Below are 19,329 nucleotides of genomic sequence, written 5' to 3' on the forward strand. Positions count from 1 at the left end.
ACGTGTTGGCCTCCCCTGGCGGCACTCTTCGACAGGTGGATGGCGCGCCAAGGGGAACCGAGACGGACTTGCCACCAGGCATGCAGCCCGCGACGGCCATCGATTCCTACTTCTGCTTCCAGCCACCCGCATCCTGGTACCACCAGCCACCGCGGGCGCTGGCGATCCACTGCTGGGCGAAGGTCTGGCGGATCTGCGCCTCCCATTCCGGATGCCCGTTGGCGACCGCGATCTCGCGATAGACCGCCTTGCGGTCGCGGTTGTCGTCGGCCACCGCCTGGGTGATCGCCACGCGATCCTTCAGCGCCAGCTTGCCGGCGTCGCGCACTTCGATCATGCCGTCACGGGTCAGGCCCAGCGCGCCGGCGTCGAAACCGGCCTGCAACTGGCTGCGGAAACGCTCGGCCATGCGGCCCTGGATGGCCTGGATGGCGGGTGTCTTGATGTTGATGTCGGCCTTTTCCTGCGCGTGCGCGCTGGCGATGCCGATCAGCGAGAGCCAGTCGAAGCCGCGGCGCGAGACCGGCGTCAGCGAGGCACTCCCGCCCGGTGTGGCCGGCACGCTGGAATCGGGCTTGCGTTCCGGTTGGGCCGGGGTCTTCGCGTCGTCGCCGATGACCTTCTCGACGAACTCGCGCGCGGCCTCCTTGGCTTCGGCTGCGGGGAAGTAGACGTTGATGGTGACGCACGCGGTCAACAGCAGCGCGGCGGCGACGGAGGTTCCCAACCAACGGTGCATGTGTCTGTCTCCTGAGGACTACTGGAATACCGGTTTGCTTTCGCCACGGGTCACGTCACCCAGGCGCTTGACCAGGGTCGGCCAGTCGACCCGGCGGTTGAAGCCCACCACGGTCAGGCGCGGCAGGCCCTTGCCTTCCACAATGATAAAGCCGGCACCGGCTGAACCCAGCCCGTCCATCCGGCAGACCTCTTCCGCGAGGTGGCAGCGGATGCCGATGCGCCGGTAACCGAAATCATCGAACAACTTGAGCGCCTGCGCCTGCAGGCTGCTGCCCAGTCCCTGTCCGCCGCCGACGCTGGACAGATCCTGCACGGCGCGCTGGCTGATCCGCTGGCGCCCCCGCCATTGCGGGTCGGTATGCAGGTCCGCGTCGAATCCCTGTGGACTCCAGTCCACCAGCCGCAGATCACGGATGTGCCCGTCCAGCGCACCGGTGATCTCGCCGAAACCGAATACCCCGGTCAGTGCCTGCAGATCCAGATCATCCAGCGCGATGTCCGCCGACAGGGTGGGCGCGGTGCCGAACGGCCGCTCCATCGACAGGCCGGATACCTCCACGCTGCCATCGAAGATGTGCGCGGTCAGGGTGCCATCGAAATCGAGGCGATCCTCGGCGTAGCGCACGCGCGGAATGCGGCCACTGAGATTGCCCTGGAACGCCGGCCAATGCATCGCCGCCGCCAGTTGGCCGATATCCAGGTTTTCCACGCTCAGGCCGAAGTCAAACGCCAATCCGTGTTCCTGTTGCGGCGGGCGCAGGTTCAGCGCTTCGAAAGTCAGGCCGCCGCCGAGTGCCGGCACGGTGACCGGCCGACTCAACGCGATCGCCCCGTCCTCGCTGCGCAGCGGCAACGCGGCCTTGCCAAAAGGCAATCCGTGCAGCGCCCCTCCGTGCCAGCCCAGGCTGCTGTCGCGCCGGACATCCCCTGACAGCACCGGGTGCCCGCTGACGCCGAGCAACTGGAACCGATCCCGGCCATCGCGCAGATCCACCCCGCGCAATTCCATCCCCGCTTCATGCAACGCGCCGGCGCGCATCTCCAGGTGCGCCGACGCGGCACCGGCCATGCGCAGATCGGCCAGGCCGGCCAGGCCCAGCCAGCCGGACAGATAGCGGGCCTGCAGGGGTGCCAGATCATCGCTGCGCAACTGCAGCGACGCATCGCGCAGCTCGAGCGTGGAATCCAGACCCAGCGCGCCACGCACCTGCAGCGCGCTGCCATCGTTCCAGGCCAGTTCCGGCAGCTCCCAGGTACCATCGGGCCAGCGCCGCGCCGCCAGATCCAGTCCCACCGGCGTGTCCGGCAACGCGATGTAGGCATTGCCGGCGAGCATTTCGCCACCACGCAGTTCTCCCCCCAGGGTGATGAAGGTCTGGCGCGGGAACTGCCGGTAGTCGATTCGCATCGCGGCCGACACGCCTTCGGCGGCGATGCGGCCATCGGCGGTATCCAGCGAGAGGCCATCCAGTCGCAGCGGACCGGAAACCTGCAGGGGGCCATGCTCCGGCACGCGCAGATCCAGCCGGCCGTCCAGCCGCCCGCCTTTCAGGCGCGCGTCGGTCCAGGCCTGCGCCACCAGCGCCTGCGCCCATTGCACCGGTACCTGCACCAGATCCACCCGGGTCAGATCGGGGGCTGCCGCGTTGCGCGCCAGCGACAACGACGAGTGCCCTGTCGCCAGCCGGGCTTCCGTGTGCGCGACATCGATGGCGACCGCCAGCCGCACCGGTGCGGCACCGGCCTGGCTCAGCCGACCCTCGCACTGCCAGCGCCCCTGCCCGCCACGTTGCAGCGGACAGGTCCAGCGCAGGTCGCGCCAGCGATAGCCCAGGTCATCCGCGCGCACCCGGCCGGCACGCAGGGACAGTTCGCCGGCTGATGCGCCGACGGGCCAGTCCAGGCGGACGTCCACGTCTTCCAGCACCGCCACCGGCGTGCTCACCTGGGCAATGTGCGCACTGGCGACGCGCGCATGCGCGGGGACAACCGGTGTCAACCCGATCAGCACCAGCAGCGTTAACATGCGCACGCACATGGAGGCAGCATAACGATGTCCCGGGACGAAGGAATGAAGCCACGCCTGCTGCTGGTCGAGGACGACCCGATCAGCCACGCCTTCATGCTGGCCGCGCTGGAGGCACTGCCCGCCCGGGTCGACAGCGCCGCCTCGGTCTCCCAGGCGCTGCGCGCCGAAGACCGCCACGATCTCTGGCTCATCGATGCCAACCTGCCCGACGGCAGTGGCGCGCAACTGCTGGCCGGCCTGCGGCGCCTGCAGGCCCGGACGCCGGCGCTCGCGCACACCGCCGATCCCTCGCCGGACCCGCACCGCGTCCTGGCGGACGCCGGCTTTGCCGCGGTACTGGTGAAACCGCTGTCCGCAGCCGATCTGCAATCGGCGGTGCGCGCCCATTTGCCGGCGCATGCGGGCAGCGCCGGCGATTGGGACGAGAGCGCAGCGCTCAAGGCCCTCAACGGCAGCCGGGAACACGTGGAAACCTTGCGTCGCCTGTTTCTTGAAGAACTTCCCGGGAGCATCGATGCGGTTGAGCGATCATTCCGGGCCGGTGATCAGGAGGCGTTGCGCGCGGTGCTGCACAAGCTTCGCGCCAGCTGCGGTTTCGTCGGCGCCAGCCGGTTGGCGACGGCGGCGCAACAGCTGCACCAGGCACCCGCCTCGCTGGAAGCCCTGATGGATTTCCGCGCCGCGGCCGACGGGCTCCGGGGCTGATTCGTCCGCGCCTCGGCTCAGGTGCGCGGCTTCAGCCGTCCCAACTCGCCGATCAGTTCCCACGATTTCAGGCCACGCGGGCCGAGGTGATGCGCCAGCACGCCGCGCAAGGCCAGCCGCAGGCTGGCCAGGTCCTCGGAGGGCGGTGGCTGGTGGGCGGCCAGCGCCAGCAGCGCGCGACCGGTCGCGGCCGCACTGCGTTCGGCATGTCCGCGATCGCTGAGCAGGCGGCGCGGGCCCTGCTCCGGATCCAGTTGGTAGCGCGCCGCCGGATCGATCGGGCGGCCGTCGCTGTCGTGATCCAGTGCGAACCCGAACCCCAGCGCCTCCAGCAGGTCCCGCTCGAAACGGCGCAATGTCCACGCCAGCGCTTCGCCATGGCGGAATCGTTCGCGCGCGGCGGCGTAGGCATGGAACAGGTCCGGCGACGGGTCGTGCCGCGGCGCCAGCCGCAGCACCAATTCGTTGAGGTAGAAACCGGCCAGCATCGCATCGCCGCCCAACCGGGGCGCCGTGTCCAGCGCTTCGGCCGAGAGCAGCCGCGCCAGTTCGCCGCGGGGTTCCGCGTCCAGCCGGATGTACTGCAACGGCTGCAACGCCGCGCGCAGGGCCTGCTTCTTCGGCGTCGTCACCCCGCGCGCCACCAGGCCGAGCCGGCCATGATCCTCGCTCAGCACTTCCACCAGCAGACTGGTCTCGCGCCAGGGCCGCGCATGCAGGACGAACGCGTGTTCGCCGGTGATGCGCATTCAGGGGCCGGGATTGGGGATTGGAGATTGGGGATTCGCAAAAACAGGAATACGCGAAACCGGGAATGCCTGTGCGGGATGCGCCGGTTTACTCATAACCGAAGGCCTTGAGGGCGGTTTCGTCGTCGGACCAGCCTTCACGCACGCGCACCCAGGTTTCCAGGAAGACCTTGCGGCCGAACAGGTGTTCCATCTGCATGCGCGCCTTGCTGCCGATTTCCTTCAGCCGCGCGCCGCCCTTGCCGATGACGATCGCCTTCTGGCTTTCACGCTCGACCCACACCACCGCGCCGATGCGCAGCAGTTCGCCCTGCTTGGGCGAGACTTCCTCGGTGAAGCGTTCGATTTCCACCGTGGTCGCATACGGCAGCTCCGCGCCAAGCTGGCGCATCAGCTGCTCGCGGATCAGCTCGCCGGCCAGGAAGCGTTCGCTGCGGTCGGTGATCTCGTCCTCGCCGAACATGGGCGGCGCTTCCGGCAACAGCGCCAGCACGTCCTTCACCAGCGCGTCCAGGCCATTGCGCTTGAGCGCGGAAATCGGATGCACGGCGGCGAACGTCCGGCCTTCGGACACCTGCGCCAGGAATGGCAGCAGCGCGCTCTTCTCGCGCAACCGGTCAACCTTGTTGATCACCAGTACCACCGGGATGCCCGCATCGCTGAGTACGTTGTAGGCCAGGGTGTCCTCGTCTTCCCAGCGCCCCGCCTCGATCACCAGCAGGCCGGCATCCACGCCTTCCAGCGCGCCGCGCGCCGCGCGGTTCATCACCCGGCTCATCGCCGAGGCGGAAAACTTCCCCTGCTGCTTGTGCAGCCCAGGCGTATCGACCAGCACGATCTGTCCGCCCGGGAACGTCGCGATGCCCAGCAGGCGATGGCGGGTGGTCTGCGGGCGGCTGGACACGATGCTGACCTTGGCCCCGACCAGGGCGTTGGTCAGGGTCGATTTGCCCACGTTGGGGCGGCCGATCACGGCAACGCTGCCGCTGTGCATCTGGAGGGTATCGCTCATTCGACGGTATTCCGTTTGGTTTCTGCCAACCGGTCCAGTACCGCGGCGGCCGCGGCCTGTTCGGCGATGCGACGGGACGTGCCCTCGCCCTCGGCCGACACCGGCGGCTCCTGGATGCTGCAACGGGCCAGGAACTGCTTGGCGTGATCATCGCCGCTCTCGGACACCAGCTCGTACAGCGGCAATGGACGCTGGCGTGCCTGCAGCCATTCCTGCAGGCGGGTCTTGGCATCCTTTTCCGGTTTGCCGACCGGCAGCGCGGCCAGCGATTCCTCGAACCAGGGCAGCACCACTTCGCGACAGGCCTCGAAGCCGGCATCCAGATAGATGGCCGCCACCAGCGCCTCAAGCGCATCGGCGAGGATCGAGTCCCGGCGATGGCCGCCGGATTTCATTTCGCCCGGTCCCATCGTCAACTGCGCGCCCAGATCCAGGCGACGCGCGATGGTGGCCAGCGAGGCCTCACGCACCAGTTCGGCGCGCGCGCGGGTCAATGCGCCTTCATCGGCCTTGGGCCAGCGCTGGAACAACGCCTCGGCGACCATCAGGTTGACGATGCCGTCGCCAAGGAATTCCAGTCGTTCGTTGTGCGGCGCTCCAGCACTGCGATGGGTCAGGGCCTGCCCCAGCAAACCCTGATTGACGAACGCATGCGTGAGCCGGAGCGCGCTCAAACCTTATTCCGTGCTGCCACCGCGACGGGTCAGCTCCTGGGTGTTGTCGAAACGGCCGACCACGTCCAGATTGCCCACCAGCGGACGGCGCACTTCGTAGCTCACCCGCATCAGCCAGCCACCATCGGTGCGCTCGAACTTCACGTTGTTCGGCTTCACATTCTCGGAGTAGTTGATGTACAGGCGCCGGAAGAACAGGTCCTGGATCTTGGACGGATCCATGTCACCGACACCCGGCTCGCTTTCCAGGCCCTTCATCGAACTCTTGACCGAGTAGTACTCCTGGTACATCGGGAACAGCTTCATGCCGATGAAGGCCGCGAAGCCGACCACGCCCAGCACGATCAGGAAACTGATCAAGGTAATGCCGCCCTGACGCTTGTGATTCATTGCCATTCCCCCGTTGAACGACCTGGATGATGTTGCCGTCACTGGATGCGGTTGCCGATCCGGGACGGTTCGAAACTCCCCTTGCAGAACCAGTCCTCGCAGTTCAGCCAGATCAGGAAGGCCTTGCCGCGCAGGTTCTCCTCCGGCAGGAAGTGGGTCTGGGTCCACAGCCGGCCGTCCTCGCTATTATCACGATTGTCGCCCATCACGAAATAGTGGCCCGGCGGCACGATCCATTCGCCCTCCCCGGTCGCCCGATCCAGCACTTCCAGCACCTTGTGCGGACGACCCGGCAGTTGCTCCTCCAGCAGGGTCGCGCTCTCGGCGCCCATCGGCAGGCCGCGCCCGGCATAGGTGCCCAGGGTCTGGTAGGCCAGCGGCTGGCCATTGATGGAAACCGTGTTGCCCTGGAAGCCGATGCGATCGCCCGGCAGGCCGATGACGCGCTTGATCCAGTTGTTCTCCGGATCGTGCGGTGGCTTGAACACCACCACGTCGCCACGCTTGGGCTCGCCGATGGCGACGAACTTGCGGTTGTTGATCGGCAGGCGCAGGCCGTAGGCGAACTTGTTGACCAGGATGAAGTCGCCAATCAGCAGGTTCGGCATCATCGAACTGGACGGAATCTTGTAGGGCTCGGCGACGAAGCTGCGCAGCACCAGCACGATGGCCAGCACCGGGAAGAACGCCCGCGAGTAGTCCACCAGCACCGGCTCCTCGTCCAGCAGGCCGCCGCGTGCATTGCGGCGCTTGGCGAAGAACAGCTTGTCCAGCAGCCAGATGACACCGGTAAGCAGCGTCAACACGACCAGGATAGTTTCGAACCAGACCATCTAGTGTTCCTTCTGTTCCTTCGGAACGGGATTGGGAATCCGGGAGCCGGGATTCGCCATGGAAGCCGCTACGGTCCCCATCGCCTCGTCCCCTGCGCCCAGCTTACTTGTTGTCGACCTGCAGCACCGCCAGGAAGGCCTCCTGCGGAATTTCCACCCGGCCGACCTGCTTCATCCGCTTCTTGCCTTCCTTCTGCTTCTCCAGCAACTTCTTCTTGCGGGTGATGTCGCCACCATAGCACTTGGCCAGCACGTTCTTGCGCATCGCCTTGACCGTGCTGCGGGCGATGATCTGCGAGCCCACCGCAGCCTGGATGGCCACGTCGAACATCTGCCGGGGAATCAGTTCGCGCATCTTCTCGGTCAACTCGCGACCGCGGCGGTCGGCCTGGCCACGGTGGACGATCAGCGACAGCGCGTCGACCTTGTCGCCGTTGATCAGCGTGTCCACGCGCACGAAGGGACCGGCCTGGAAGCGCAGGAAGTGATAGTCCAGCGAAGCGTAACCGCGACTCACCGACTTGAGCCTGTCGAAGAAGTCCAGCACCACCTCGGCCATCGGCAGTTCGTAGCTGATCTGCACCTGGCTGCCCATGTAGGTAATGCCGATCTGGCTGCCGCGCTTCTCCTCGCACAGGGTAATCACGTTGCCCACGTAATCCGGCGGGGTCAGGATGTTGGCGCGGATGATCGGTTCACGGATCTCCTGTATCTGGTTCACCGGCGGCAGCTTGGCCGGGTTGTCCAGCGGCATCACCGTGTCGTCGGTTTTCAGCACCTCGTACACCACCGTCGGCGCGGTGCTGATCAGGTTCAGGTCGTACTCGCGCTCCAGGCGCTCCTGCACGATCTCCATGTGCAACATGCCCAGGAAGCCGCAGCGGAAACCGAAGCCCATGGCTTCCGAGCTTTCCGGCTCGAAACGCAGTGCGGCATCGTTGAGCCGCAGTTTTTCCAGCGCCTCGCGCAACGCCGGGTAGTCCTCGGCATCCACCGGGAACAGGCCGGCGAACACGCGCGGCTGCATTTCCTGGAAGCCCGGCAGCGGCTTGGGCGCGGGGTCTCCCGCCAGGGTCAGGGTGTCGCCGACCGGCGCGCCGTGCACGTCCTTGATCGACGCGGTGATCCAGCCCACCTCGCCGGCGCCCAGCTTGGGCAGTACCTTGCGCTTGGGCGTGAACACGCCGACGTTGTCGACCTGATGGGTGCGACCGGTCGACATCACCAGGATCTTGCTGCCCGGAACGATGTCGCCCTGCATGACCCGCACCAGCGAGACCACGCCCAGGTAGTTGTCGAACCAGGAGTCGATGATCAGCGCCTGCAGCTTGTCGGTATCGCGCGGCTGCGGCGGCGGAATCCGCTGGACGATGGCTTCCAGCACCAGATCCACGTTCAGGCCGGTCTTGGCGCTGACCGGAACCGCATCCTCGGCATCGATGCCGATGACGGCCTCGATTTCGCTCTTGGCGCGTTCGATGTCGGCGGTGGGCAGGTCGATCTTGTTCAGCACCGGCACCACTTCCAGGCCCTGCTCCACCGCGGTGTAGCAGTTGGCGACGGACTGCGCTTCCACGCCTTGGGCGGCGTCGACCACCAGCAGCGCGCCCTCGCAGGCGGCCAGCGAGCGCGAGACTTCATAGCTGAAATCCACGTGGCCGGGGGTGTCGATGAAGTTCAGGTGGTATACCTGCCCGTCCCGCGCCTTGTACGGCAGGGACACGGACTGGGCCTTGATGGTGATGCCGCGCTCGCGCTCGATCGGATTGGAGTCGAGCACCTGTGCTTCCATCTCGCGGGCCTCGAGGCCGCCGCAAAGCTGGATGATGCGATCGGCCAGGGTCGACTTGCCGTGGTCGACGTGCGCGATGATGGAGAAATTGCGGATGTTCCGCATGGAATCAGAGGACATGTGGGGCGGCGGCCGCGGCCGTCGTCAGGATAACGGGGCATTATCGCATGCCCGGGCGCGATCCGACCCCGGATGCCACAAACATGAACGCCCACCGGGGACTCCGGCGGGCGTCCGAAAGCGCGGGTGGCAGCGGGCTTAGGGCTTGCCGTCGCCCGCGGTGACCGCCAGGAACCGGGTCACGCCGCCCTGCCGGACCAGCAGCATCACGGTCTGGCCGGGCTTGACGTCCTTGAGCTGGCCATTGAGCGCGGACGCCGAACCGACCGGCGTGCGCCCGACCTGCAGCACCACCATGCCAGGCGCCAGGCCGGCCTCGCGGGCGGCGTTGCCGTTGATGCGCGAAATCAGCACGCCCTCGCCCGCCTTCAGGCCCATCTGCTTGCGGGCATTGGCGTCCAGGTCCTGGCCGACGATGCCCAGCGGGTTGCTGCCGGCGGTCTGCGCCGGCTTGCCCGGCACCGCCGGCAAACCGCCCGCCGAGGCGGATTCCTCGTTGAGCTCGGTGAGGGTCACGCTGAGATCGCGCGGCTTGCCGTCACGCAGGACGGTGATGGTGGCCTTGGTACCCGGGGTGAGCGCGCCCACCAGCGGCGGCAGATCCGGCGAATCGTTGATGGGCGTGCCGTTGAAGCCGGTGATGATGTCGCCGGGGACCACGCCGGCCTTCGCCGCCGGGCTGTCTTCCAGCACCTGGTTGACCAGTGCGCCACGCGCGTCGGCGGCGCCCATGCCGCGCGCCTTTTCCGTCGTCAGCGGCTCGACCACCACGCCCAGCTGGCCGCGGCTGACCTTGCCGGTGGCCTTCAACTGGTCCACCGCGCCCATCGCCAGGTCGATCGGGATCGCGAAGCTGATGCCCATGTAGCCGCCGGAAGCGGAGAAGATCTGGGAATTGATGCCGACCACTTCGCCGCGCGTGTTGAGCAGCGGGCCGCCGGAGTTGCCCTGGTTGATCGCCACGTCGGTCTGGATGAAGGGCACGTAGCGCTGTTCCTGGCCGCCGGTGCTGCGACCGACCGCGCTGACCACGCCGGCGGTGACCGAGTGATCCAGGCCGAACGGCGAACCGATCGCCACCACCCACTGGCCCGGCTTGAGCGTCCTGGAGTCGCCCAGGCGCACGGTCGGCAGGCCCTTGGCCTCGATCTTGAGCAGCGCCACGTCGTATTGCTGATCGCTGCCGACCACCTTGGCGGTGAACTCGCGGCGATCCGGCAGCTTCACTTTCACCTCATCGGCGCCGTCGATCACGTGGTGGTTGGTCAGCACGTAGCCGTCGCCGGAAATGATGAAGCCCGAACCGGCGGAAACGCCGCGCGGGCCACGGCCGCGATCGCCGGGGCCGGGCATCTGGAAGCCAGGCGGCAGCATGCGGCGGAAGAACTCGGGAATCTCCTGCTCGTCCATGCCGTCGGCGCTGGACGCCGGGCGGCTGCCGATCTTGGCCTCGATGTTGACCACGCCGGGACCGACCTGTTCGACCAGGTGGGTGAAGTCCGGCAGGCCGCTGACCAGTTGCGGCGCGGAGGACTGCGCCACCGCGGGCACCGCCGCGACGGGCGCCGCCGGTGCTGGCTCGGCCGGACGCGCGCAGGCGGCCAGCGGCGCAGTGAGGATCAACAGGGACAACACGTTGGAACGGGCACTCAGGCTCATCGAATGCGGGCCTCGATTACGGGTGGTGAAGGAGGTGGGTGAGAAACCCGGCGCGGTATCGCGCCGGGGAATGACGGTGCGACCGCCGCTCAGCGCTGCGGCGCGTGGGCCGGCTCGACCGGCGGCGAGGCGGGCGAAGGCGACGGTTCGAACGGATAGAACGTGCGCGTGCCCGAATCGCTGGAGAAGCCGGCATTGAAGACGCCGCTGGCCGGATACTGCGATAGCGTCGAACGCGGCCATGGCCGCGCCTGCGGCGTGATCACCGGCGCCTGCGAGAACGGATCGGCGTTGCGGGCGAGCACGGTGGCCGGCGGGTTCGCGGATGCGGTGACCGCCGATGGAACCGAAACCGGCGGCCTGGCACTGGCCACTGCCCGGACCGGTTCACGCGTCACCCGCGCCGCGGCACTGCGGGCCGCCTGCTGGGTACGGGTGGCGCTGCGGCGGGAAGCCGCATCGGCACGGCGCGGCACGCTGGCCACCGCCACCGCGGCGGTCGCGGCCGAGGCCAAAGTTGTTTCTGCGGCCCCGGCGCTGTCGGCCAAGGTGCCGGTGTCGGCCGTGGCGGGAACGCCGGTGCCTTCAACCGGTGCCCTCGGCACCGCGGCCACGGCCGGCGCCGTGGACGCCGCGTCATCCTGCGGCGCCTGCTGGCGGGCCATGAACAAGGCGACCAGCGCGACCGAAGCGGCCAGCGCGCCACCGCCCCAGCGGGCCAGGCGACCGCGCGAGGCGTGCGCCGAATCCTGGTTGGCCGCCGGCTGGCGGGCCTCGGCCGCCACTGCCAGCGCCACCTTCGCGGCGAAACCCTCCGGCGCCGGGGCCTGGGCCTGGCCGCGCAGCACGTCGCCGCACAGCTGCCAGCGTTCCCAGCAGGCGTTCAGTTCGTCGTCGTGCTGCAGGCGGCGCAGCAGGAAACGGGCTTCGTCGGGCGACAACTCACCGTCCATCAACGCCGAGAGTTGCTGGCGGTTGTGGATGTCCAGTTTGTCGTGTTCTACGGTCATGGGCGGCTACGCTCCCGGGTGGCACTGTCTGTATCGAGCAAGGGTCGCAACTCGGCGTCGATGGCTTCACGCGCACGGAAAATGCGGGAACGCACGGTGCCGATGGGGCAATCCATCTTCTGCGCGATTTCCTCGTAACTCAGGCCGTCCACCTCGCGCAGGGTGATGGCGGTCCGCAATTCCTCGGGCAATGCATCCACGGCCTTCATCACCGTGCGTTCCAGTTCCTGCCGCATCAGTTCGCGTTCGGGGGTATCCGTATCGCGAAGGCGGCTACCGGCGTCGTACTGTTCGGCGTCGGCGGCGTCGACGTCATCCGTCGGCGGCCTGCGGTTGTGGGCTACGAGGTGGTTCTTGGCGGTATTCACTGCAATCCGATGAAGCCACGTATAGAACTGGGCATCGCCCCGGAAGTTCCCCAGCGCGCGGTAAGCGCGCAGGAAGGTTTCCTGGGCCACGTCCTGGCATTCGCTCCAGTCGTGGATGTAGCGACCGATCAGGGCCACCACCCGATGCTGGTACTTGCGCACCAGCAGATCGAAGGCCGCGCTGTCGCCGCGCTGCACCCGCTTGACCAGTTCGAGGTCCAACTCCTGTGTTGAATCGGTTCCGGCCATGCCGGGCTGCACTCCTGTGAGCTCGGCCATCAGCCGGGCAATGTGACCGCATCCGCGGAAAAAAGTTCACGGGTGGGTCGCGGGCCCGACCGGCCCCGTTTCCCATCCCGCCACCTTGCCCGGCTGGCCGCTCGCGCGATTCCGGGCAAGGTGACCGGAACCTGCTCGCCAGCCGGGGAAAACCGGCGGAATATCAAGAATTTAACCGTCGGCGCGGGATCATTTTCCCGGCCGTCGATCAACCCCTGTCCCGGATATGCGGATTTGACGCGGGTTAAACAACCTCGGGATGATAGCGGTCTTGTCCATACGTAAACGGATGGTCCGACATGGCCGCAAACTTCGATGGGCTTCGATTCAGTCACTGGCAGACCGAACTGCGCAGCGACGGCATCGTCGTCCTCAGCTTCGACCGCCAGGGTGCCAGCGTCAACGCGTTCTCCCAGGACGCCCTGATCGAGCTGTCCGACCTGCTCGAACGCCTCGCCATCGATCCGCCCAGGGGCGTGGTGCTGCGCTCGGCCAAGGCCTCGGGTTTCATCGCCGGCGCCGACCTGAAGGAGTTCCAGGAGTTCGATCGCCGCGGCACCGTCAACGACGCCATCCGCCGCGGCCAGAGCGTGTTCCAGAAGCTGGCCGAACTGCCCTGCCCGACCGTCTCGGCCATCCACGGGTTCTGCATGGGCGGCGGCACCGAAATCTCGCTGGCCTGCCGCTACCGCGTGGCTTCCAGCGACGCATCCACCCGCATCGGCCTGCCCGAGATCAAGCTGGGCATCTTCCCCGGCTGGGGCGGCAGCGCGCGCCTGCCGCGGCTGGTCGGCTCGCCCAAGGCGATGGACATGATGCTCACCGGCCGCACCCTCTCGGCCAGCGCCGCGCGCGCGATGGGCCTGGTCGACAAGGTGGTGGAACCGGCCGTGCTGCTGGACACCGCCGTGGGCCTCATCCAGAGCGGCGTGCAACGTCCCTTCCAGCAGCGCTTCCTGGGCTGGATCAGCAACACCTGGATCGCCCGCAGGATCCTCGCGCCGCAGATGACCAAGCAGGTCGCGCGCAAGGCCCCCCGCGCGCATTACCCCGCCCCCTATGCGCTCATCAACACCTGGCTGCAGTCCGGTGGCAAGGGCATCCAGGGCCGCCTGGACGCCGAACGCAAGGCGGTGGTCAAGCTGGCGTCCACCCCGACCGCGCGCAACCTGGTGCGGATTTTCTTCCTGACCGAGCGGCTCAAGGGCCTGGGCGGCAAGGACCACGGCATCCAGCGCGTGCACGTGGTCGGCGCCGGCGTGATGGGCGGCGACATCGCCGCGTGGTCGGCCTACAAGGGCTTCGAGGTCACCCTGCAGGATCGCGAACAGCGCTTCATCGACGGTGCGCAGGCGCGCGCGCAGGAGCTGTTCGCCAAGCGGGTGAAGGACGAGGCCAAGCGCCCGGCGGTGGCGGCCCGGCTGAAAAGCGACCTGGCCGGCGATGGCGTGCCGGAGGCGGATCTGGTGATCGAAGCCATCATCGAGAATCCGGAAGCCAAGCGCGAGCTGTACCAGTCGGTCGAACCGCGCCTGAAACCCGATGCGCTGCTGACCACCAACACCTCTTCGATTCCGCTGACCGAGCTGCGCGAACACATCCAGCGCCCCGCGCTGTTCGCCGGCCTGCATTACTTCAATCCGGTCGCGCTGATGCCGCTGGTGGAAATCATCCGCCACGATGCGATGGCGCCGGAAACCGAGAAGCGCCTGGCCGCGTTCTGCAAGGCGCTGGACAAGCTGCCGGTGCCGGTCGCGGGCACGCCGGGCTTCCTGGTCAACCGGGTGCTGTTCCCGTACATGCTGGAAGCGGCGAACGCCTATGCCGAAGGCATCCCCGGCCCGGTCATCGACAAGGCGGCGGTGAAGTTCGGCATGCCGATGGGACCGATCGAACTGATCGACACGGTGGGCCTGGATGTCGCCGCCGGTGTCGGCCATGAGCTCGCCCCGTTCCTGGGCCTGACCGTGCCGGCGGCGCTCGGCAACGTGGAGAACGGCAAGCGCGGCAAGAAGGACGGCCAGGGCCTGTACAAGTGGGAGAACGGCAAGCCGGTCAAACCGGACGTGCCGCAGGACTACAAGGCACCGGAGGATCTGGAAGACCGCCTGATCCTGCCACTGCTCAACGAAGCGGTGGCCTGCCTGCACGATGGCGTGGTGGCCGACGGCGACCTGCTGGACGCCGGCGTGATCTTCGGCACCGGTTTCGCCCCGTTCCGCGGTGGCCCCATCCAGTACATCCGCAGTGCCGGCGCCGATGCGCTGCTGGCCCGGCTCAAGGCTCTGCAATCGCGCCACGGCGATCGCTTCGCCCCGCGCCCGGGCTGGGACTCGGAAGCATTGCGGCAACCAGCCGCATGAGTCGAAAGAAAAAGGCCGTGATGCGGCCTTTTTCTTTTCAACCTTCACACATCCTTGTACGTGCGACATAGGTCGCGACCGCTTGCTCTCAGGATGGCGGCCATCGAATCCAAAACCGCTTCGGTCCCCGCTTGGGATCGTCGGGTCGCGACTTACGTCGCTCCTACAAGCGTGCTTGTGACCGCGGCTATGATCCGGCCGCATGAACCTCTCCTCCTTTCATTGGCAACCCTTGCTCGATCGCTGGCAACTCACCCGCGATGGCGCCCCCTTCGCCACGCCGGGGAGCGAACTGTTGCCAGTGCGCTGGCAAGGCCATCCCGCCATGCTCAAGCGGGCGCTGGCGCCGGAGGAGAAATCCGGCGGCGTGCTGCTGCACTGGTGGGACGGCGACGGGGCCGCGCAGGTCTACGCGCATGACGAGGACACCGTGCTGATGGAGCGCGCCACCGGCAGCGGCGATCTGTTCACGATGGTGCTGGAGGGACAGGACGACGAAGCCAGCCGCATCCTGTGCGCCGCCCTCGCCCGCCTGCACGCACCGCGCAACGCACCACCGCCTGCGCATCTGGTGCCGCTGCGCCCCTGGTTCCGCTCGCTGGCAGCGGCGGCCGGTGAAGATTCGCGCTTCACCCGCTCCTGGGCCACCGCGCAGGCACTGCTGGACGACCCGCGGGATCCGGTGGTCCTGCATGGCGACATGCACCATCGCAACGTGCTGGATTTCGGCGAGCGCGGCTGGCTGGCGATCGATCCCAAATGCGTCACCGGCGAGCGTGGTTTCGACTATGCCAACCTGCTCACCAATCCGGACCTTCCGATCGTGATCCGTTCGGGACGTTTCCGTCGCCAGGTCGAGGTGATTGCCGAGGCCGCGCAGTTGGACACCCGCCGCCTGCTGCGCTGGGTGGTCGCGTTTGCCGGATTGTCGGCCGCCTGGTTCCGGGAAGACGAGGACGACGACGGTATCGCCTCGGATTTTGCCGTGGCGGATCTGGCATGGGCGATGCTGGAAGGTTGAAGGGTTTTCTTGCCGCGAATGATGCTGGATGGATGCCGGCATCGTTCGCCGGATTGCGCTTCCGTTCCCCCATCGTGCCGCGTGCCCTATCCGGGCGCGCTCCACGCTTCCACTTCCCGTCATCCCGGCAAAAGCGGGAAGCCCTTTTGCGGGAGAGTGAACCATTCGATGCCTTGCACCGTGCCGGGATGATCCCGGAGTTGGCCGGGCTGCCCCGTGAATTCGGGTGATGGCGTGAAAAGCACCCCCACCCGCCCTTCGGGCACCTTCCCCCGCGTGCGGGGGAAGGGACTGCCGGCACCGTCGGCGAAGGCGTCGCGGAGCAGGCATCCGGCATCGATTCGCCCCCCCCGGGTGAAGCCATTCGGCGTGCAGGGGGGCTATCGGAAGTAGGACGCCTGCAGGAATCGCATGCCCGCCAGCACCTAATCCACCCGCGCTGGTGGAAGCATGCCGATGCGTTGATGATCCCTGAGTTGGCCGGGCTGCCCCGTGAATTCGGGTGATGGCGTGAAAAGCACCCCACCCGCCCTTCGGGCACCTTCCCCCGCGTGCGGGGGAAGGAACTGCCGGCATCGTCGGCGGAGGCGTCGCGGAGCGGGCATCCGGCATCGATTCGCCCCCGGGTGAGGCCATTCGGCGTGCAGGGAGGCTATCGGAAGTAGGACGCCTGCAGGAACCGCATGCCCGCCAGCACCTGATCCACCCGCGCTGGTGGAAGCATGCCGATGCGTTCACCCAGGCGGGTCTTGTAGAAACTGGCGACCTGCGAGACCACCAATACGCTCGGCTTCTCCAGCCCACCTTCGCCGGCTTCCAGCAGGACGTTGCCCGGTTCGCTGGCGCGGCGGAGGTTGCTGGTCACGCCGCAGACCACGACCGTGGCGATGCGCGAATGGTTGAACACGTCGTCCTGGATGATCAGGTGCGGGTGCGGTTGTCCCGGCATCGAGCCACGCGTCGGGTCGGGTTCCACCCAGTAGAGTTCGCCCCGGTGGATGCGTCCGGCGTGGGCGATGAGGCGGGGGTCGACGGTCCTGTCCATCCGCACAGTTTACGGGCCCGCCCCGCATCTCTCCGGTTCGGGTACGCTGTGCCGCGCCGAGTCGTTCCTGCCCTTCCGGGAGTCCGCATGTTCGATACCGCCAGGCACCGCCACATCGCCGCCGTCGTCGCGCTGGTCTACGTCGCGGTGCAATCATTCCAGTGGTACGTGTTCGGGCAGTTGCCGGAAGCGGGCGAACCGGCGCAGCAGCTGTTGCAGGGGCCGCATCCCCTCAATATCGCGCGGGCGGCCAGCATGCTGCTCTCGTTCTTCGGCCTGGCCTATCTGTTCCTCGTATCCTGCGGCATCGCCTGGCGACGCAACCCGACACTGGCGGCATTGGCGTTCCTTGGCTTCTTCGTCTTCTGCCTGCTGGAAGTCCAGTTGCGCGCGGTGGAACTGTTCCATGTCTACCTGGCGCTGCCCGATCAGTACCAGGCCACCACCGACCCCGCCGAACAGGCGCGCATCCTCGCCGCACAGGCCAGCTTCCAGTCCATCCAGTACGCGCTGTATTTCCCGCTGGGCCTGTCCTGGCTGCTGGGCAGCGTATTGATCTGCGTCGCGCTGGGGAAGGAACGCATCCACTGGCTCGCTCTATGGGCGTTCGGCCTGAATGCCGTGCGGTTGTTCCTGCGGATGATCGATACCTATCTCATTGGCCCGAAATTCGATGCGCTCTACGGCACGCTCTACCTGCCGCTGGTCTATCTGAGCTTCGTGCCACTGGCGATCTGGTTGTGGCGCACCAGGAGATCCTAGTCCCCGCAAGCGGGCTTTGACCCACCATTAGCCTGTATCCGCGATCCCGGACGGTCGCAAACCCGCCAATCCAACCTACCAGATCAGTTGGCGGGCCATCTTGAACAGCACGCTCTACTTCGCACGGCTGGCGGTACCTTTGAACGAAGCGTAGTAGACCATGACCGATTCAGCATCCATGCCAGGATGCCAGGCCATGAAGTCACTTCGAAATTCATCCGCGCGCGGGTCGCCCAATTCCTTTGCAAGCTGAAACGCACCCGCCATCGCTTCCGGTCGATTGCCTTGCGTTCCCGCGGAGAATACTCGGCCGGCCAGATAAGCGGCGAATGGGCTCTGTGTTTCCCGCAACAGACTCTCCGCCATCTGCGTGGCATCGGTAAAAAGACGAAACAGTTCCTTGTCCTCGGGCGTATCCCGCAGTCCGCGTTCAGCCAATACGGGAGCCATTCGTTCGCTGACACGATCGACCTGGAACATGCGCGCCTTCGTGTTCCCGGCCTTGGCCAATCGTTCCAGTTCGGCATCCGTCGTGTCGCGGGCCGCCAGCCACTCTTCGGGCATGGGGAAGCCCTGCGCGATCAATCGCTGTTGCTGTTCCGCACTGTCAAAGCTGATGGAATCGTAGTACCTGTCGTTCATTGCATTCAGGTAGCTCTGATCCCGCCCGGAAAACTTCGCCAGGCGGGTCTCCCAAGAAGAAGAACGCTCTACGCTGACCAGCCCCCGAAATCGGAGATTCTGTGGAATTTCGATCCAGCCCGTGACATCACCCGCGTTCTCGCGGCTATCCGGATGTCCCGATTGGGTGGGCACCGCGGACGCGGTATCACCGCTCCGCGGCGGCTCGCTTTCCACGGCCGGCGTGCAGGCAACGACACCCGTCGCGAACAGGCCCAACAAGGCAAATCGTATCCGTTCAGCCCTCACAGCCATTCTCCTTCATGCTGTTTGCCCAGACCGCGCACTTCCGGTTCCCGGTCGACGAATCATAGGCATTGTTCGCGCCATCCGTGGTGGATACCGCACCGTGATAGAGACTTGCGAAACCACTGCAACCCGCAATGCTTCCCGCATCCCCCAGTTGGCCACACGCAGCGTTCATGCTGTCCCGAAAATTCATGTCGCATTGTGCCCTGCCCTTTCCCTCCGCCCAACATTGGTCATGGCTGTCGCAGGCACCACGAAAACTCACCCCCGAATAGGGCATATCCAGTTGGCCGGAGTATGCAGTCCCCGCGATGCGCTCGAGGACAAAATCCTGGAACCAGCCTCCGACCCCACCCGTTCCGCATCCATTGGGCGCCCATGGGGCTTTGCCGGGAACCACGATCCCAGGTGATGCCGGAGGGTTGGAGAAACTACAACCAGATGGTTTGCCTCCCTTCAACTTCGAACAGAAGAGAGCCTGCTCCAACAGGATGGAATCAGGCGCCGGCGGCGGCAATTGCGCTTGCACGTACTGCCGAATCCGGTCCTGTCGCATGGCCGCAATCACACCCGCGCAGGCACTATCACGACAAACGATCGTTCCTCCTCCCACCCGTGGCGCGGTGACGGTCACGGGCGGCAGCGTCGGAGGTGGCGGTGGCGCCGTCACGATGACGGGCGGCAAGGTCTGAGCTGCTGTCATGAATCCGGCACCTACTATCACCAGGAATACGAGCACCCTCCATTTCATGTTGCCCCCTTCGATACACCGCATCCTGCGGCAGGGCAACCTTCACCTCATCCTGTTTTTTGTGTCAATCCACGCGCCCGACCGAAACGCGCCTGC

At 66.7% G+C, this 19,329-nt stretch carries 17 protein-coding genes; 4 read left to right on the forward strand and 13 right to left on the reverse strand.

The genetic code is table 11. The annotated features are described in order from the left end of the window. Positions 1–106: 106 nt before the first annotated feature. Positions 107–739, reverse strand: a complete 633-nt coding sequence (locus tag AC3DE2_RS13880; protein ID WP_488426691.1) for a YdbL family probable chaperone protein — start codon at positions 737–739, stop codon at positions 107–109. An 18-nt stretch (positions 740–757) separates the two neighbouring features. Beyond that, a complete protein-coding gene (locus tag AC3DE2_RS13885) occupies positions 758–2,767 on the reverse strand; it encodes a translocation/assembly module TamB domain-containing protein (RefSeq protein WP_488426692.1) in 2,010 nt (669 codons plus the stop codon). Between the two features lie 45 nt (positions 2,768–2,812). On the opposite strand from AC3DE2_RS13885, the gene AC3DE2_RS13890 reads away from it, so the two are divergent. Beyond that, positions 2,813–3,475: a response regulator gene (locus AC3DE2_RS13890; protein ID WP_488426693.1), complete on the forward strand. Its 663-nt coding sequence runs from the start codon at positions 2,813–2,815 to the stop codon at positions 3,473–3,475. Positions 3,476–3,492: 17 nt separating this feature from the next. Here AC3DE2_RS13890 and recO read toward each other — a convergent pair whose 3' ends face one another. The 9 genes from recO to rpoE all read right to left on the reverse strand — a co-directional run bounded on the left by recO (position 3,493) and on the right by rpoE (position 12,331). Further along, on the reverse strand, positions 3,493–4,224 hold the full coding sequence (gene recO, locus AC3DE2_RS13895) for a DNA repair protein RecO (RefSeq protein ID WP_488426694.1): 732 nt from the start codon (positions 4,222–4,224) through the stop codon (positions 3,493–3,495). Between the two features lie 88 nt (positions 4,225–4,312). Then, entirely contained in the window at positions 4,313–5,236 is a 924-nt protein-coding gene (era, locus tag AC3DE2_RS13900) for a GTPase Era (protein WP_295374883.1), read from the reverse strand. Then, a complete protein-coding gene (rnc, locus tag AC3DE2_RS13905) occupies positions 5,233–5,910 on the reverse strand; it encodes a ribonuclease III (RefSeq protein ID WP_295374886.1) in 678 nt (225 codons plus the stop codon). Before rnc ends, era begins: the two co-directional genes overlap by 4 nt. A gap of 3 nt (positions 5,911–5,913) precedes the next feature. Continuing rightward, the gene (locus tag AC3DE2_RS13910) at positions 5,914–6,300 is read right to left on the reverse strand and encodes a DUF4845 domain-containing protein (protein WP_295374889.1); all 387 of its coding nucleotides are present in this window, start codon (positions 6,298–6,300) and stop codon (positions 5,914–5,916) included. Positions 6,301–6,338: 38 nt separating this feature from the next. Next, positions 6,339–7,133, reverse strand: a complete 795-nt coding sequence (gene lepB / locus AC3DE2_RS13915) for a signal peptidase I (RefSeq protein WP_295374892.1) — start codon at positions 7,131–7,133, stop codon at positions 6,339–6,341. Between the two features lie 103 nt (positions 7,134–7,236). Then, the gene (gene lepA / locus AC3DE2_RS13920; protein WP_295374896.1) at positions 7,237–9,045 is read right to left on the reverse strand and encodes a translation elongation factor 4; all 1,809 of its coding nucleotides are present in this window, start codon (positions 9,043–9,045) and stop codon (positions 7,237–7,239) included. 138 nt (positions 9,046–9,183) lie between these two features. After that, the gene (locus tag AC3DE2_RS13925; protein ID WP_295374899.1) at positions 9,184–10,704 is read right to left on the reverse strand and encodes a DegQ family serine endoprotease; all 1,521 of its coding nucleotides are present in this window, start codon (positions 10,702–10,704) and stop codon (positions 9,184–9,186) included. A gap of 89 nt (positions 10,705–10,793) precedes the next feature. Continuing rightward, entirely contained in the window at positions 10,794–11,714 is a 921-nt protein-coding gene (locus tag AC3DE2_RS13930; RefSeq protein ID WP_488426696.1) for a sigma-E factor negative regulatory protein, read from the reverse strand. After that, on the reverse strand, positions 11,711–12,331 hold the full coding sequence (gene rpoE, locus AC3DE2_RS13935) for an RNA polymerase sigma factor RpoE (RefSeq protein WP_295374903.1): 621 nt from the start codon (positions 12,329–12,331) through the stop codon (positions 11,711–11,713). Before rpoE ends, AC3DE2_RS13930 begins: the two co-directional genes overlap by 4 nt. A gap of 329 nt (positions 12,332–12,660) precedes the next feature. Between rpoE and AC3DE2_RS13940 the strand changes: the two genes are divergently transcribed. Together AC3DE2_RS13940 and AC3DE2_RS13945 are read left to right on the forward strand one after the other, a co-directional pair. Then, positions 12,661–14,724 (forward strand): 3-hydroxyacyl-CoA dehydrogenase NAD-binding domain-containing protein, encoded by a 2,064-nt coding sequence (locus AC3DE2_RS13940; protein ID WP_295374906.1) that lies wholly within the window; start codon positions 12,661–12,663, stop codon positions 14,722–14,724. A 202-nt stretch (positions 14,725–14,926) separates the two neighbouring features. After that, positions 14,927–15,745 carry an aminoglycoside phosphotransferase family protein gene (locus AC3DE2_RS13945; RefSeq protein WP_488426698.1) on the forward strand — a complete coding sequence of 273 codons (819 nt, stop codon included), beginning with the start codon at positions 14,927–14,929 and terminating at the stop codon, positions 15,743–15,745. A gap of 652 nt (positions 15,746–16,397) precedes the next feature. Here the strand turns inward: AC3DE2_RS13945 and AC3DE2_RS13950 are convergent. Further along, on the reverse strand, positions 16,398–16,790 hold the full coding sequence (locus tag AC3DE2_RS13950; protein WP_488426699.1) for a type II toxin-antitoxin system PemK/MazF family toxin: 393 nt from the start codon (positions 16,788–16,790) through the stop codon (positions 16,398–16,400). Between the two features lie 87 nt (positions 16,791–16,877). On the opposite strand from AC3DE2_RS13950, the gene AC3DE2_RS13955 reads away from it, so the two are divergent. Beyond that, positions 16,878–17,552 (forward strand): hypothetical protein, encoded by a 675-nt coding sequence (locus tag AC3DE2_RS13955; RefSeq protein WP_488426700.1) that lies wholly within the window; start codon positions 16,878–16,880, stop codon positions 17,550–17,552. 114 nt (positions 17,553–17,666) lie between these two features. Here AC3DE2_RS13955 and AC3DE2_RS13960 read toward each other — a convergent pair whose 3' ends face one another. Continuing rightward, complete coding sequence (locus tag AC3DE2_RS13960) at positions 17,667–18,452, reverse strand: hypothetical protein (protein WP_488426701.1); 786 nt, start codon at positions 18,450–18,452, stop codon at positions 17,667–17,669. Positions 18,453–19,329 lie beyond the last annotated feature (877 nt).

This window comes from Pseudoxanthomonas sp. 68-E7, from assembly GCF_057773145.1.